Source organism: Serratia sp. SA088 (assembly GCF_049065515.1).
Classification (GTDB): Bacteria; Pseudomonadota; Gammaproteobacteria; order Enterobacterales; family Enterobacteriaceae; genus Serratia; species Serratia nematodiphila.
The window spans coordinates 566,321-580,711 of record NZ_JBAKGW010000003.1 but is presented as its reverse complement, the minus strand read 5'-3'; the positions used below and the strand labels follow the sequence as shown (position 1 = coordinate 580,711).

The 14,391-nt window shown below is 56.3% G+C and carries 16 protein-coding genes and 1 other annotated feature; of the genes, 8 read left to right on the top strand and 8 right to left on the bottom strand.

Annotated features, from left to right (window positions below):
• Positions 1-310 precede the first annotated feature (310 nt).
• The 3 genes from clpB to rluD form a co-directional block, all read right to left on the bottom strand.
• Complete coding sequence (gene clpB, locus ACOWVD_RS11480) at positions 311-2,884, bottom strand: ATP-dependent chaperone ClpB (protein ID WP_004932446.1); 2,574 nt, start codon at positions 2,882-2,884, stop codon at positions 311-313.
• A gap of 130 nt (positions 2,885-3,014) precedes the next feature.
• A complete protein-coding gene (gene yfiH, locus ACOWVD_RS11475) occupies positions 3,015-3,746 on the bottom strand; it encodes a purine nucleoside phosphorylase YfiH (RefSeq protein WP_103085963.1) in 732 nt (243 codons plus the stop codon).
• Positions 3,746-4,723 (bottom strand): 23S rRNA pseudouridine(1911/1915/1917) synthase RluD, encoded by a 978-nt coding sequence (gene rluD, locus ACOWVD_RS11470; protein WP_004932452.1) that lies wholly within the window; start codon positions 4,721-4,723, stop codon positions 3,746-3,748. Before rluD ends, yfiH begins: the two co-directional genes overlap by 1 nt.
• Positions 4,724-4,854: 131 nt before the next feature.
• Here rluD and bamD point away from each other — a divergent pair, with 131 nt between their 5' ends.
• The 4 genes from bamD to pheA all read left to right on the top strand — a co-directional run bounded on the left by bamD (position 4,855) and on the right by pheA (position 7,689).
• A complete protein-coding gene (bamD, locus tag ACOWVD_RS11465; RefSeq protein ID WP_176326194.1) occupies positions 4,855-5,586 on the top strand; it encodes an outer membrane protein assembly factor BamD in 732 nt (243 codons plus the stop codon).
• A 312-nt stretch (positions 5,587-5,898) separates the two neighbouring features.
• The gene (gene raiA / locus ACOWVD_RS11460) at positions 5,899-6,240 is read left to right on the top strand and encodes a ribosome-associated translation inhibitor RaiA (RefSeq protein ID WP_004932457.1); all 342 of its coding nucleotides are present in this window, start codon (positions 5,899-5,901) and stop codon (positions 6,238-6,240) included.
• Positions 6,241-6,362: 122 nt separating this feature from the next.
• Positions 6,363-6,489, top strand: a sequence feature (Phe leader region).
• Positions 6,364-6,411, top strand: a complete 48-nt coding sequence (locus ACOWVD_RS11455) for a hypothetical protein (protein ID WP_101428074.1) — start codon at positions 6,364-6,366, stop codon at positions 6,409-6,411. (Overlaps the previous feature by 48 nt.)
• 42 nt (positions 6,490-6,531) lie before the next feature.
• Positions 6,532-7,689 carry a bifunctional chorismate mutase/prephenate dehydratase gene (gene pheA / locus ACOWVD_RS11450; RefSeq protein ID WP_049187931.1) on the top strand — a complete coding sequence of 386 codons (1,158 nt, stop codon included), beginning with the start codon at positions 6,532-6,534 and terminating at the stop codon, positions 7,687-7,689.
• Positions 7,690-7,743: 54 nt separating this feature from the next.
• Here pheA and tyrA read toward each other — a convergent pair whose 3' ends face one another.
• A complete protein-coding gene (tyrA, locus tag ACOWVD_RS11445; protein ID WP_004932463.1) occupies positions 7,744-8,865 on the bottom strand; it encodes a bifunctional chorismate mutase/prephenate dehydrogenase in 1,122 nt (373 codons plus the stop codon).
• 3 nt (positions 8,866-8,868) lie between these two features.
• Complete coding sequence (locus tag ACOWVD_RS11440; RefSeq protein WP_004932466.1) at positions 8,869-9,945, bottom strand: 3-deoxy-7-phosphoheptulonate synthase; 1,077 nt, start codon at positions 9,943-9,945, stop codon at positions 8,869-8,871.
• Between the two features lie 495 nt (positions 9,946-10,440).
• Between ACOWVD_RS11440 and ACOWVD_RS11435 the strand changes: the two genes are divergently transcribed.
• The 4 genes from ACOWVD_RS11435 (at position 10,441) to ACOWVD_RS11420 (ending at position 12,461) form a co-directional block, all read left to right on the top strand.
• Positions 10,441-11,205: a DUF481 domain-containing protein gene (locus ACOWVD_RS11435; RefSeq protein WP_004932469.1), complete on the top strand. Its 765-nt coding sequence runs from the start codon at positions 10,441-10,443 to the stop codon at positions 11,203-11,205.
• A gap of 244 nt (positions 11,206-11,449) precedes the next feature.
• A complete protein-coding gene (locus tag ACOWVD_RS11430) occupies positions 11,450-11,671 on the top strand; it encodes an HP1 family phage holin (RefSeq protein WP_004932472.1) in 222 nt (73 codons plus the stop codon).
• Positions 11,655-12,167: a lysozyme gene (locus tag ACOWVD_RS11425; protein ID WP_015376709.1), complete on the top strand. Its 513-nt coding sequence runs from the start codon at positions 11,655-11,657 to the stop codon at positions 12,165-12,167. The genes ACOWVD_RS11430 and ACOWVD_RS11425 overlap by 17 nt, the downstream gene beginning before the upstream one ends.
• A gap of 66 nt (positions 12,168-12,233) precedes the next feature.
• On the top strand, positions 12,234-12,461 hold the full coding sequence (locus ACOWVD_RS11420) for an ogr/Delta-like zinc finger family protein (protein WP_021505301.1): 228 nt from the start codon (positions 12,234-12,236) through the stop codon (positions 12,459-12,461).
• A gap of 144 nt (positions 12,462-12,605) precedes the next feature.
• On the opposite strand, the gene rplS is transcribed toward ACOWVD_RS11420, so the two are convergent.
• From rplS to rimM, 3 genes are read right to left on the bottom strand one after another with little or no spacing between them, the layout of a single operon-like run.
• The gene (gene rplS, locus ACOWVD_RS11415) at positions 12,606-12,962 is read right to left on the bottom strand and encodes a 50S ribosomal protein L19 (RefSeq protein WP_015376707.1); all 357 of its coding nucleotides are present in this window, start codon (positions 12,960-12,962) and stop codon (positions 12,606-12,608) included.
• 48 nt (positions 12,963-13,010) lie between these two features.
• Entirely contained in the window at positions 13,011-13,778 is a 768-nt protein-coding gene (gene trmD, locus ACOWVD_RS11410; protein WP_004932485.1) for a tRNA (guanosine(37)-N1)-methyltransferase TrmD, read from the bottom strand.
• 52 nt (positions 13,779-13,830) lie between these two features.
• The gene (rimM, locus tag ACOWVD_RS11405; RefSeq protein WP_004932489.1) at positions 13,831-14,379 is read right to left on the bottom strand and encodes a ribosome maturation factor RimM; all 549 of its coding nucleotides are present in this window, start codon (positions 14,377-14,379) and stop codon (positions 13,831-13,833) included.
• Positions 14,380-14,391: the final 12 nt, after the last annotated feature.

Sequence of the window (14,391 nt, the reverse complement as noted above, 5' to 3'; positions counted from 1 at the left end):
TACGCTTTTCGCCCGGAGAGTCAAGCGTTTATTTCGCTTTCTTCTCGCTGACCCGGCGGCTTGTCAGTCGTTGTTCCCGGTCAGTGGAGGCGCATTATAGGGAGTTCTCGGCAGGCCGCAACCCCTAATTGCAAAAAACTTTTCAAGCGTTCAAATAATCACCAGAAATGCCTTTTTAGGATGTTTATTAGTCAAAAAACACCGGTTTTAGCGCAGTAATAGCGGCAAACCCTGCAAACAGGAGCAAACGAAGATAAAGAAAAGGGAGCGGTCACCCGCTCCCTTTCATCTTTAATAGGCTTAATTGCCGTTATTGGCGTGCAACGATATGGTCGTTTTCCACATCCAGCGTCACCAGCTTGCCGGGGATCAGCTTGCCGGACAGGATTTGCTGCGCCAACGGGTTCTCGATCTCCTGCTGAATAGCGCGTTTCAACGGACGCGCACCATACACAGGGTCGTAACCGGTTTTGCTCAACAACGCCAGAGCAGGCTCGGTCATGGTTACTTCGTAACCGCGCTCTTCCAAACGCTTGTACAGACGCGACAGCTGAATCTTGGCGATCGCAGCAATGTGTTTCTCGCCCAGCGGATGGAACACCACCACTTCATCGATACGGTTGATGAATTCCGGACGGAAGTGGTGACTCACCATCTCCATCACCGACTCTTTCATCTGCGCGTAGTTCATCTGACCGAAATGCTCCTGGATCAGATCCGAACCCAGGTTGGACGTCATGATCACCACGGTATTGCGGAAATCGACGGTACGGCCCTGGCCATCGGTCAGGCGGCCGTCATCCAACACCTGCAGCAGGATGTTAAACACGTCTGGGTGCGCTTTCTCGACTTCATCCAGCAGGATCACCGAATAAGGCCGGCGACGCACGGCTTCCGTCAGGTAGCCGCCCTCTTCATAACCGACATAGCCCGGAGGCGCGCCGACCAGACGAGAGACGGAGTGTTTCTCCATAAACTCGGACATATCGATACGCACCATGGCGTCGTCGCTGTCGAACAGGAACGAAGCCAGCGCCTTGCAAAGCTCGGTTTTCCCCACCCCGGTCGGGCCAAGGAACAGGAACGAACCGATCGGCCGGTTAGGATCGGACAACCCGGCGCGGCTGCGGCGGATAGCATTAGAGACCGCGCTGACCGCTTCGTCCTGGCCGATCACCCGCGAATGCAGCTCTTGCTCCAGGCGCAGCAGCTTGTCGCGCTCGCCTTCCAGCATTCTGGCCACCGGGATCCCGGTCGCGCGCGCCAGCACTTCGGCAATCTCCGCATCGGTTACCCGGTTGCGCAACAGCTTCATGCTCTTGCCTTCGGCCTGCGTGGCAGCGGCGAGCTGTTTCTCCAGCTCAGGGATCTTGCCGTATTGCAGTTCCGACATCCGCCCCAAATCGCCGACGCGGCGCGCCTGCTCCAGGGTGATTTTGGCCTGCTCAAGTTCCGCCTTGATGTTCTGAGTACCGGAGAGTGACGCTTTTTCCGCTTTCCACTCTTCTTCCAGCTCCGAATATTCGCGTTCTTTCTGCCCCAGCTCATCGCTGAGCATTTCCAGGCGTTTCTTACTGGCGTCGTCCGACTCTTTATTCAGCGCCTGCTGTTCCAGCTTCAACTGAATGATGCGGCGCTCAAGCCTGTCGAGCGATTCAGGCTTGGAGTCCATCTGCATGCGAATGCTGGACGCCGCTTCGTCGATAAGGTCAATAGCCTTGTCCGGCAATTGACGATCGGCGATATAACGGTGCGAAAGCGTTGCCGCCGCCACGATGGCCGGATCGGTGATCTGCACGTGGTGGTGCAGTTCGTAACGCTCTTTCAGGCCGCGCAGAATAGCGATAGTGTCTTCCACACTCGGCTCCGCCACATACACTTTCTGGAAACGGCGTTCGAGGGCCGCATCCTTCTCTATATATTGACGATACTCATCCAGCGTGGTGGCACCGACGCAGTGCAGCTCGCCGCGCGCCAGCGCCGGCTTGAGCATGTTGCCCGCATCCATTGCGCCATCCGCCTTACCGGCGCCGACCATGGTGTGCAGTTCGTCGATAAACAGGATCACGCTGCCTTCCTGCTTGGCCAGATCGTTGAGCACGCCTTTCAGACGCTCTTCAAACTCGCCGCGATATTTGGCGCCGGCGATCAAAGCGCCCATATCGAGGGACAATACGCGCTTGTGCTTCAACCCTTCCGGCACTTCGCCGTTGATGATGCGCTGCGCCAGGCCTTCGACGATGGCGGTTTTACCCACGCCAGGTTCGCCGATAAGTACCGGGTTGTTTTTGGTGCGGCGTTGCAGCACCTGAATGGTGCGGCGGATCTCTTCGTCACGGCCAATCACCGGGTCAAGTTTGCCCTGCTCGGCACGTTCGGTCAGATCGATGGTGTATTTCTTCAATGCTTGCCGTTGGTCTTCGGCGCCTTGATCTTCCACGCTGTCACCGCCTCTCATTTGTTCAATGGCTTTGCTGATTTTGTCGGCCGTTGCGCCGGCCGCTTTCAACAAGTCGGTCAACGAGCCGCGGTCTTCCAGCACCGCAAGCACAAACAGCTCGGAAGAAATGAATTTGTCCGCGCGCTTCTGCGCCAGCTTGTCGCACAGGTTCAGGACGCGCACCAGCTCGTGGGACGGTTGAACGTCGCCACCGGTGCCTTCTACCTGCGGTAAACGGGACAGCGCCTGTTCGATTTCGGTGCGCACGCGCCCGGCATCGATACCTGCGGAAGTTAATAGTGGACGAACCGTGCCCCCTTCTTGATTGAGCAGGGCGCTCATCAGATGTAGCGGTTCAATAAACTGGTTGTCGTGCCCAAGGGCTAGTGACTGGGCATCGGCGAGGGCAAGCTGGAATTTGTTGGTAAGACGATCCAGACGCATAACACCTCCAAGATGGGTCGAAATTGCTACTGGAGATTAAATGAGGTCATCCCTCAAATTTTCAAGGTTATCTCGACGCTAAATTTTCGGTACAACGCCATGCGTCGTTGGATCGTCCTAATTCAATAGGTTATATCAGCCAGATTAAACTTGCCAGACGTCCGGTTATTCCGTCGCGCCGATAGGAGAAAAAATGACTCGTTTCGTTAACCGTACAGCGGTCGCCGCCATAGATGGCCTGCACGCCCGCTCGCAACAAACGTTGGCGAGCCAGCAAATAGATATTAGCCAAAAACTTATCGCCGTGCGGCGTAAACGCCGCCGCGGCTTCGGCGTCTTCCGCCATGAAAGCGGCGCGCACCTCCGGCCCGACCTCAAACTGCTGTGGGCCGATCGCCGGCCCCAACCAGGCACTAATTTGGCACGGTGCAGCGCTGAACGCCGCCACGGTTTGCTCCAGCACGCCGTGGCACAATCCGCGCCAGCCAGCGTGGGCGGCAGCTACTTCGTCACCGTGCTGCGAGCAGAACAACACCGGCAGACAATCCGCCGTCATCACGGCACACACCTGCCCCGGCACGTTGCTGTACACCGCATCCGCCCGCAGATCGGCGGGCGCTTTCCCTGTCAACGTCACCACGCGAGTGCCGTGCACCTGCTCGAGCCACACCGGCATCTGCGGCAAACCGGCGGCGGTAACCAAACGTTCCCGATTGCGTGTCACCGCTTGCGCCTCATCACCGACGTGGGTGCCGAGGTTCAGCGAGTCATAAGGCGGCAGGCTAACGCCGCCGCCACGCGTGGTGCTGCAGGCCTTAATGCCGGTAGGCAACGGCCAGTCAGGCAGAATGAGCGAGCTCATTACCAGTCCATCTGATCTTTGAATTCTTCGGTGTCCGCCTTCAGCGCATTGATCAGATCGACCATGTCCTGCGGCAGCGGCGCATGCCACTCCATCTGGATGCCGCTGATCGGATGATACAAACGCAGCATGGTGGCGTGCAGCGCCTGGCGGTCAAAGCCGCGCAGCGTGTTGATGAAGGCTTCCGAAGCGCCCTTTGGTGGACGCGGACGGCCGCCGTACAGCGGATCGCCCACCAGCGGATGGCTGATGTAAGCCATGTGCACGCGGATCTGGTGAGTACGGCCGGTTTCCAGGCGCAGGCGCAGGCGGGTGTGTGCGCGGAAGTGTTCCATGATGCGGTAGTGCGTTACCGCCGGTTTACCCATCGGGTGCACCGCCATATGGGTACGCTTGGTGGAATGACGCGCGATAGGCTCTTCTACCGTGCCGCCGGCGGTCATGGTGCCGATCGCCACCGCTTCGTATTCACGGGTGATCTCACGCGCCTGCAGCGCTTCCACCAGCCGGGTTTGCGCCGGCACGGTTTTCGCCACCACCATCAGGCCGGTGGTGTCTTTGTCCAGACGGTGCACGATGCCGGCACGCGGCACGTCGGCAATTTCCGGGTAGTGATGCAGCAGCGCATTGAGCACCGTGCCGTCCGGGTTACCGGCGCCAGGGTGCACCACCAAATCGCGCGGTTTGTTGATCACCAGGATGTCGCTGTCTTCATAGACGATATCCAGCGCGATGTCCTGTGGCTCCCAACGCGCCTCTTCTTCAATCTGTGCATCGATGGCGACGGTCTCTCCGCCCAGCACCTTCTCTTTCGGTTTGTTTGACGTTTTGCCATTGACCTTCACCCGATCGCCCAGGATCCACTCTTTTATGCGAGATCGTGAATAATCAGGGAACAATTCGGCCAAAGCCTGATCTAAACGTTGTCCGAGTTGAGATTCGGCCACCGTTGCGGTGAGTTGTACTTGTTGTGCCATATGCAGCTTCTTCGTTAACGTTGGGTTTTCACGGCGATGCCGTTTAATATAATGTGCTATTGTACCTGGTCTTTGTCGGGAGCTTAACGGACAGTCTCCCGGAATAACACCCTGAGGATAATCAAAACGTCATGACGCGTATGAAATATCTGGTGGCGGCAGCCACGTTGAGCCTGGCGCTGGCAGGTTGCTCCACATCCAAGGATGCGGTTCCCGACAACCCACCTTCGGAAATCTATGCTACCGCGCAGCAAAAACTGCAGGACGGTAACTTCAAGGGCGCGATTACGCAACTCGAAGCGTTAGATAACCGCTATCCTTTCGGGCCGTATTCCCAGCAGGTCCAGCTGGATTTGATTTACGCCTACTATAAGGCCGCCGACTTGCCGATGGCTCAGGCATCCATCGATCGCTTCATGCGTCTGAACCCGACGCACCCGAACATCGATTACGTGATGTACATGCGCGGCCTGACCGACATGGCGCTCGATGACAGCGCGCTGCAGGGCTTCTTCGGGGTTGACCGTTCGGACCGCGATCCTCAGCACGCTCGCGCTGCGTTCCGCGACTTCAGCCAGTTGATTCAGCAATACCCGAACAGCCAATACGCGACCGACGCCAACAAGCGTTTGGTGTATCTGAAAGACCGTTTGGCCAAGTATGAGCTTTCGGTGGCGGAATACTACACTAAACGCGGTGCTTACGTCGCGGTCGTTAATCGCGCCGAGCAGATGTTGCGTGAATTCCCGGATACCAAAGCGACGCACGACGTGTTGCCGCTGATGGAAAATGCCTACAAGCAGCTGCAGCTGAGCGGCCAGGCTGACAAAGTGGCCAAAGTGATCGCCGCCAACCCGCAATAAGCGCGCGTCGGCAACGGCAGAAAAACCAAACGGCAGCCGAGGCTGCCGTTTTCATTGGCGTCGACCTGGTTTTCACTGGAAAAATACACAAGTAAAAACACGGTGTTAGCTAGTACTCCTCACCGGTCAACTCATCGATAATGCGCCATCCGGCGGCAACTCTCAAGCATTAGATAGCCAATTCAAATGCTGAATCACAGATTGAACTAACTTTGCAAAAAGTGACAAAAAATCGTGATTTACATCACGCATTTAAACAAAAAGCGGGGTATGCTGGATTCACCAAGACGGAAAGACAGAGAGGTAAGTTATATGACATTGAACATTACCAGCAAACAAATGGATATCACTCCCGCAATCCGCAATCACGTCGAAGACCGTCTCACCAAACTGGAAAAATGGCAGACTCAGCTGATTAACCCGCATATCGTCTTATCCAAAGAACCGCAGGGGTTTGTCGCCGATGCTACCATTACCACGCCTAACGGCCCGCTGGTCGCCAGCGCCAAACATGATGACATGTATACCGCCGTTAATGAGCTGATCGCCAAGCTGGAGCGCCAGCTGAACAAAGTGCAGCACAAAGGCGAAGCGCGCCGCTGCAACGCCAGCGTGAAAGACATCGTGCCGGAAGTCACGCAAGAGCAGGAATAACCGTCCGACAGCGATTGCCGCATCAAACGCGCCCGAGGGCGCGTTTTTTGTCGGGTATTTTTGTTGACGGGCTAAAGGCCAGCGGTTACTTTAAAACCTGTTCACATTAACCTTAGGTAGCCCATGCCACGCACACCGTTTTTCTTCGCATTCTTTTTTACCTTCCCCTGACTGGGAGGCGTTTCGTCGTGTGAGAAAGAATGCGAAGACGAACAACAAGGCCTCCTGGAGACAGGGGGCTTTTTTTATGGCTGTTTTACAACGAATAAGAACTGAAGGCGGAAGCTGATTATGACTGACAACCCGTTATTGGTGCTGCGCGAGCGCATCAGCGCATTGGACTTGAAACTGTTGGCCCTGCTGGCGGAACGCCGTGAGCTGGCGATCGAAGTCGGCAAGACCAAGCTGCACTCTCACCGCCCGATCCGCGACAAAGAGCGCGAACGCGATCTGCTGGATGCGCTGATCGCCGCCGCCAAACCTTACGACCTGGACGGCTTCTACGTCACCCGTCTGTTTCAACTGATTATCGAAGATTCCGTCCTGACCCAACAGGCGCTGCTGCAGCACCAGCTCAACCCCGTCAGCCAACACTCCGCCCGCATCGCCTTTCTCGGTCCTAAAGGCTCTTATTCGCATCTGGCGGCACGCCAATACGCCGCCCGTCATTTTGATCAGCTGATCGAATGCGGCTGCCAGAAGTTTCAGGATATCTTCGCCCAGGTGGAAACCGGCCAGGCGGACTACGCAATTTTGCCGATCGAGAACACCAGTTCCGGTTCGATTAACGAGGTGTACGATCTGCTGCAACACACCAGCCTGTCGATCGTCGGCGAACTAACCAACCCGATCGATCATTGCGTTCTGGTGGCCGGCGACAGCGACCTGGGCCAGATTGAAACCGTCTACAGCCACCCGCAGCCGTTCCAACAGTGCAGCCAGTTCCTTAACCGCTTCCCGCACTGGAAAATCGAGTACACCGAAAGCACCGCCGCGGCGATGGAGAAAGTCGCCAAGCTGAATTCGCCGAAGGTGGCGGCGCTGGGCAGTGAGGCCGGCGGCGCGTTGTACGGGCTGCAGGTGCTGGAACACAACCTCGCCAACCAGCAGCAGAACATCACTCGCTTCATCGTCCTGGCGCGCAAAGCGATCGACGTATCTGAACAGGTGCCGGCCAAAACCACACTGATCATGGCGACCGGCCAACAATCCGGCGCGCTGGTCGAAGCGCTGCTGGTTCTGCGCGACAACGGCATCATCATGACCAAACTGGAATCACGCCCGATCAACGGCAATCCGTGGGAAGAGATGTTTTATATCGATGTGCAGGCCAACCTGCGCGCCGACGCGATGCAAAAAGCGCTGCGCGATCTGGCGCCAATCACCCGCTCGCTGAAGGTACTGGGCTGCTACCCGAGCGATACCGTGGTGCCGGTCAACCCATCCTGAAACCATAAAAAAAGGTTCGGCCAAGCCGAACCTTTTACGTTTACCGCCCGCGTTTTACTGCCGGCTGTCATTAGCCTGCCGCAACAGCGTGCGGCTCTCCACCAGGAAGCGTTGGGCGTAATCGCCGAACCAGTGCTCCACCTTGCGGAAACTGTCGATAAACGCCTGTTTGTCGCCATGCTCCAACAGCGTTATCGCCTCGCCGAAGCGCTGGTAGTAACGTTTAATCAGCGCCACGTTTTCCTCCGACGACATGATGATATCGGCGTAAAGCTGCGGATCCTGCGCAAACAGGCGGCCAACCATCGCCAGCTCCAGCCGGTAGATCGGCGAGGAGAGCGCCAGCAACTGCTCCAGTTGCACGTTCTCTTCCGCCAGATGCAACCCGTAGGCGAAGGTGGCGAAGTGCCGCAGCGCCTGAATAAACGCCATGTTCTGATCGTGTTCGACCGCGCTGATGCGATGCAGCCGCGCGCCCCACACCTGCAGCTGTTCAAGCAACCATTGGTAAGCCTCCGGCTGGCGGCCGTCGCAGTAAACCACCACCTGCTTCGCCACGCTGCCCACGTCCGGGCCGAACATCGGGTGCAACCCTACCACTGGGCCGCTGTGCGCCGCCAACATCGCATGCAGCGGGCGGTTCTTCACCGACGCCAAATCCACCAGAATACAGTCGGCAGGCAGCGTCGGCAGGCGGCTTATCACCTGCTCGGTCACGTGGATCGGCACGCTGACGATCACCATGCCGGCGTCTGCCAGCAGCTGTTCCGCCTGCGGCCAATCTTCCTGATCCAGTACCCTGACCTGATAACCCGACAGCGTCAGCAAGCGGTTGAACAGCCTTCCCATCTGGCCGTTGCCGCCGATGATGACGATCGGCCGCAGCTGCGGACACAAAGTTTTAAAGCCTTTATCGTTCTCGCTGACGTAGGATTCGCGCATCACGCGGCGCAAAACGTCCTCGATCAAATCCGGCGGCACGCCGAGGTTTTCCGCCTCCTGGCGACGCGAGGCCAGCATCGCGGCTTCGCGCTCCGGTACGTAAACCGGCAGGCCATGACGGCTTTTGACTTCGCCCACTTCCGCTACCAGATGCAGGCGTTTCGCCAGCAGACCCAGCAGCGCTTTATCCACCTCATCGATTTGATCGCGCAGCGCGGTCAGTTCGGCCACCATAACTTACTTTTCTCCCGTGCGGGCCGCCAGCGCAGCGCCGAGTTCCTGATGCATATGACGCAGCAGGGTTTCCGTGCTCTCCCAGTTGATGCAGGCGTCGGTGACGGACACACCGTAACGCATGTCTGCACGCGGCTGTTCGGAAGACTGATTGCCCTCATGCAGATGGCTCTCCAGCATAATGCCGGTGATTGAGCGGTTACCCGCTTTGATCTGCTCTACCACGGACTCGGCCACCGCCGGCTGACGGCGATAGTCTTTATTCGAGTTGCCATGGCTGCAATCTATCATCAAGGACGGATGGAGTCCCGCCTCGAGCATCTGTTTTTCACAGGCCGCGACGTGCTCAGCGCTGTAGTTCGGGGTTTTGCCGCCGCGCAGGATCACGTGTCCGTCCGGGTTGCCCTGCGTCTGCAGCAGGCAAACCTGGCCTGCCTGGTTGATGCCGACGAAGCGGTGCGGCATAGCCGCGGCGCGCATGGCGTTGATGGCGGTGCCCAGACTGCCATCGGTGCCGTTTTTGAACCCGACCGGCATCGACAGGCCGGAGGCCATTTCGCGGTGGGTCTGAGATTCGGTGGTACGCGCGCCGATCGCCGACCAGCTGAACAAATCCCCCAGGTACTGCGGGCTGTTCGGATCCAACGCTTCGGTAGCCAACGGCAAGCCCATGCCCACCAGATCCAGCAACAGGCGACGCGCGATATGCAAGCCTGCTTCAACGTCAAACGAACCGTCCATGTACGGATCGTTGATCAAACCTTTCCAGCCGACAGTGGTTCTGGGTTTTTCAAAGTAGACGCGCATAACGATATACAGCTGATCGCTCAAGTCAGCCGCCAGGGTTTTCAAACGACGGGCATAGTCCAGCGCCGCGTCCGGATCGTGGATCGAACAAGGCCCGCACACCACCAACAGGCGATGATCGCGCCCCTGCAAAATGTTGGCGATAGTGTTGCGCGCAGTGGCGATCTCATTTTCGTCGTCGGCGCTGAGCGGGAACTGGTTCTTCAGCTCCTCCGGCGTGATGAGAACCTGTTCTGCACTGATGTGTACGTTATTGAGCGCGTCTTTTTGCATGATGCTATTCCTGTCGTTTGGCGTTATGCGTTGAAATGGAACATTGAGCGTTTCAGGACTCTACCCTATCACGATATGTAAAGTTTTCAATCCATTTCCCGTAAATAAAAAATTACCGTAATCACCCTGATTAAATCACCTTTGAAAAAGGCTTGTAAAAACCATTTAAAATACAACAAATACATAGCATTAACGAATAACAAACCCCGTCATTCCACATTAGCCACCCGGTCTAAGAAAAATGAACATTCGTAAATAAATTTGTACACTTAATTTTACAGCGAAAATACGCCGCCGATCTCGGCACCGACGCCAGTGCGAAGCAGGATCAGCACGAAATGCCGCCAAAAGCGATGATTTTAAGTAGAAGAAAAGTGAATAAATGAGGGATAAAAATTAAAAACTTAAGCTAATGGCGGCTATTTTTGTCGCCGAAATGAACCGATATAATGTGACCGTCATCAACAATAACTCCCCTTAACAACTGGATCCAAGATGCTCTCTTCTCGCGCTCGTCGCGCTTTTCCGCTGTATATTTGCTGTTTAACGACTTTCACCAGTGTTTCAGCCCTTGCCGACAATACGCTTTTCACCGCGATGGACGATCCGGCCACAGCCAAGAAACCGTTCGAAGGCAACGTGCAGGCGGGCTACAACGCCCAGTCAGGCAACTCGCAGAGCTCCACCCTGTTGGCCAACACCAACATGACCTGGTTCAACAGCGACGCGGCGTACAGCCTGTGGGGGGCGGCCAACAACACCACCTCCTCCAACGTGCGCTCGTCCGAAAAATACCAGGCCGGTGGCCGTACGCGCTATAACCTGACCGATCGCAACTACCTGTTCGGTCAGGCCAGCTGGCTGAGTGACCGTTTCAACGGTTACGATTCACGCTCCACGCTGACCGGCGGCTACGGCCGTCAACTCCTTAACGGGCCGCTCAGTGACCTGCGGGTGGAATTCGGTCCCGGCGTGCGCCATGACGAATACCATGGCGGCGGCCGCTCGACCAAGGGGCTGGCCTATGGTGCGGCCAACTATTCCTATCAGTTGACCGACAACACCAAGTTCATTCAGGGCGTTTCCGCGCTGGCGAACGAAGAAACCACGCTGAACTCGGAAAGCGCGTTGAACGTGGCGATCAACGATCGCTTCTCATTGCGCGTGGCTTACACCGTGACCTACAACAGCAAACCGCCGGCCTCAGCGCCGAAGAACACAGATACCACCACCTCGGTCACGCTGGTCTACGGCCTGTAATCTCCCCCATTATTTCTCGAAGCCCATCATCGATGGGCTTTTTTTATGCCGCCCCCTCCCTCTTTTGCACAATCTGCTAAAAATATTCACCTCACCCATTGACGACTTTAGCAAATAGCTTAATACTGTATGCATATACAGTAATTATCATACAGGCCAGGAGCATGATGGATATCGATAGCAAGCTGTCTCGCATTGATGCCTCCGGCTCCCGAGATTCTGTAAACGAAGCGAGCATAATGCTATGGAGAAAATAACCTCATTCATCACCTACGCCATGGCGCTGTTTCTCGCCTGGCTCGGCAAGCTGTCTCCGCAGGACATTGCCTTTTTAGTCGGTGCGGCGGTAGGCATCGGCACGTTTCTGGTGAACTGGTACTACCGACGTAAAAGCCTGCAGATCTTGAAGGCCATTGAGCGCAATGCGACATCGCGGAGGAAAATTTACGATGAGTGCAACCGTTAAGCGCTGCAGCGTCGCCGCCGTTTTGGCCATCGCCGTGCTGTTGCCGTCATTTGGCGAGCTGCAAACCTCAGAAGCCGGCCTCAGGCTGATCGCCGATCTCGAAGGTTGCCGCCTGTCGCCTTACCAGTGCAGCGCCGGGGTGTGGACGCAGGGCATTGGGCACACCGCTGGCGTCATCCCTGGTAAAGCGATCGATGAACACAAAGCCGCGATGGATTTGGTCGACGATGTTCGCCGCACCGAGCGCGGCATGGCCGCCTGCCTGCCGGATACGCTCTCGCAACAAACCTATGATGCGGCGATCGCCTTCGCCTTCAATGTGGGCGTCAGCGCAGCCTGCCACTCTACGCTGGTCGCGCTGCTGCAACAGCGCCAGTGGCGGCAGGCCTGCGATCAGCTGCCACGCTGGGTTTACGTAAACGGAAAGAAAAACAAAGGGCTGGAACAGCGACGCGCCATGGAACGCGCACTGTGCTTGCAGGGCATTGCCTCATGATGACGAGTTCGCTCGCCAAAGGATGATGCCACACCAATTTCACTTAATTTGTTCAAGGGGGTTCTTATGATGCACTGTCCACTATGCGGTCACGTGGCCCACACTCGCTCCAGCCGCTATCTGAGCGAGTCGACCAAAGAGCGTTACCATCAATGCCGCAACATCAATTGCAGCTGCACGTTCGCCACGCACGAATCCGTCGCGCGGGTGATCGTCAAACCTGGCGATGACATTATCCCGGCTCAGCCTCACCCGCCGGAGAGTCAGCAGAAACACAGCGCCGCAGCGCTGTAATGCAAAAAGCCTGCTTATGCAGGCTTTATTATGTTGGCGGTGCGCAGACGAAATCTCGCAAATGCAACATGTCGAGGTTTTAAGATAAAAAAAGGGGTTGGCATAATGCCAACCCCTGATAACTATTAACTTTTGGATGCAGCGTTAGTTAACGCGGTTCAGACGCTCTTTGATACGAGCAGCCTTACCAGTACGCTCACGCAGGTAGTACAGTTTAGCTTTACGAACGGCGCCACGACGTTTAACAGTAATGCTGTCGATTACTGGGGAGTGAGTCTGGAATACGCGCTCAACACCTTCGCCGTTGGAAATCTTACGAACAGTGAATGCAGAGTGCAGACCGCGGTTACGGATAGCGATAACCACGCCCTCGAATGCCTGCAGACGTTTTTTGCTACCTTCAACGACCCATACCTTCACTTCCACGGAATCACCCGGACGGAATGCAGGTACGTCTTGTTTCATCTGCTCTTGTTCAAGTTGCTTAATAATGTTGCTCATAATATGTCTCTTACCCTAGGTAAACTGATATATCGGTCCCGTCTGATGTCAGACGTTTCCTTCATAGTCCTGTTGCCTGGCCTGATGTTCCCGTTGGAACTCAGCCAGCAACACCGCTTGCTCGTCAGTCAGAGCTAGGCTTTCTAGAAGTTCAGGTCTTCTAAGCCAGGTTCGGCCCAGCGACTGCTTTAAGCGCCAGCGACGTATCTCGGCATGGTTGCCCGACAGCAGAACCGGCGGTACTTCCATTCCTTCCAACACCTCGGGGCGGGTATAGTGCGGGCAGTCCAGCAATCCGTCGGCGAAGGAGTCTTCCTCCGCTGAGGCCTGATGGCCCAGCACACCCGGTATGAAACGGGCGACTGAATCAATCAGGGTCATCGCCGGCAGTTCCCCGCCGCTGAGAACGTAATCGCCGATTGACCATTCTTCGTCAATTTCGGTTTGGATTACGCGCTCGTCTATCCCTTCGTAACGGCCGCACACCAGAATCATCTTCTGATTGGCCGCCAGTTCGCACACGCCGGTTTGATCCAGCTTGCGCCCCTGAGGTGACAGATAAATCACCTTTGCTCCCTCGCCTGCCGCTGCTTTCGCCGCATGAATGGCTTCCCGTAAAGGTTGCACCATCATCAGCATTCCCGGGCCGCCGCCGTAAGGGCGATCGTCCACGGTGCGATGCCGGTCGTAGGTGAAGTCGCGAGGACTCCAACACTGCACGCTCAGCAGGCCATTTTTTACTGCCCGGCCAGTCACCCCGTAATCGGTGATAGCGCGGAACATCTCAGGAAACAGGCTTACAATACCGATGAACACAAGCCAATCCCCTTACCGTTATTCCACTTGCTTCGACCGTTTGATCCGGGGGTCAAAAACCAGGATCCCAATCTGCCTCAATCACGCGAGCAGTGAGATCGACTTTCTTGATAACCTGCCCATGAAGAAACGGAATCAACCGCTCCTTCATGCCGAACGCATCTTTCAGGTTCGCTTTCACAACCATCACATCGTTCGAGCCGGTTTCCATCATATCGATGACTTTACCCAGCTCGTAGCCGGCGGAGGTGACTACCTGGCAGCCCATCAGGTCTTTCCAGTAGTAATCATCACCCTCCAACGGAGGAAGTTGATCGGAATCCACCATAATCTCGCGATTAGTCAGCAGATTCGCCGCGTCCCGATCGTCAATGCCTTTGACTTTGATGATCAGATCCTGACTGTGGCGCTTCCAGTCTTCCAACTCGATATGCTGCCACTGACCCGCCTGCTGGATAAACCACGGCTGATAGTCAAAAATGCTTTCGGCGTTCTCGGTGGATGAAAACACTCTGAGCCAACCACGAATGCCGTAAGCGGAACCCATTTTACCGAGTACAATCGGCGCGATCGGCGCTACCGGTTTGAGTTGCTTGCTCATTGCCACCACCGC

Coding starts and splice junctions, on each gene's coding strand:
- clpB (WP_004932446.1), bottom strand. CDS start 2,884: ATGCGTCTGGATCGTCTTACCAACAAATTCCAGCTTGCCCTCGCCGAT.
- yfiH (WP_103085963.1), bottom strand. CDS start 3,746: ATGAGCTCGCTCATTCTGCCTGACTGGCCGTTGCCTACCGGCATTAAG.
- rluD (WP_004932452.1), bottom strand. CDS start 4,723: ATGGCACAACAAGTACAACTCACCGCAACGGTGGCCGAATCTCAACTC.
- bamD (WP_176326194.1), top strand. CDS start 4,855: ATGACGCGTATGAAATATCTGGTGGCGGCAGCCACGTTGAGCCTGGCG.
- raiA (WP_004932457.1), top strand. CDS start 5,899: ATGACATTGAACATTACCAGCAAACAAATGGATATCACTCCCGCAATC.
- pheA (WP_049187931.1), top strand. CDS start 6,532: ATGACTGACAACCCGTTATTGGTGCTGCGCGAGCGCATCAGCGCATTG.
- tyrA (WP_004932463.1), bottom strand. CDS start 8,865: ATGGTGGCCGAACTGACCGCGCTGCGCGATCAAATCGATGAGGTGGAT.
- ACOWVD_RS11440 (WP_004932466.1), bottom strand. CDS start 9,945: ATGCAAAAAGACGCGCTCAATAACGTACACATCAGTGCAGAACAGGTT.
- ACOWVD_RS11435 (WP_004932469.1), top strand. CDS start 10,441: ATGCTCTCTTCTCGCGCTCGTCGCGCTTTTCCGCTGTATATTTGCTGT.
- ACOWVD_RS11430 (WP_004932472.1), top strand. CDS start 11,450: ATGGAGAAAATAACCTCATTCATCACCTACGCCATGGCGCTGTTTCTC.
- ACOWVD_RS11425 (WP_015376709.1), top strand. CDS start 11,655: ATGAGTGCAACCGTTAAGCGCTGCAGCGTCGCCGCCGTTTTGGCCATC.
- ACOWVD_RS11420 (WP_021505301.1), top strand. CDS start 12,234: ATGATGCACTGTCCACTATGCGGTCACGTGGCCCACACTCGCTCCAGC.
- rplS (WP_015376707.1), bottom strand. CDS start 12,962: ATGAGCAACATTATTAAGCAACTTGAACAAGAGCAGATGAAACAAGAC.
- rimM (WP_004932489.1), bottom strand. CDS start 14,379: ATGAGCAAGCAACTCAAACCGGTAGCGCCGATCGCGCCGATTGTACTC.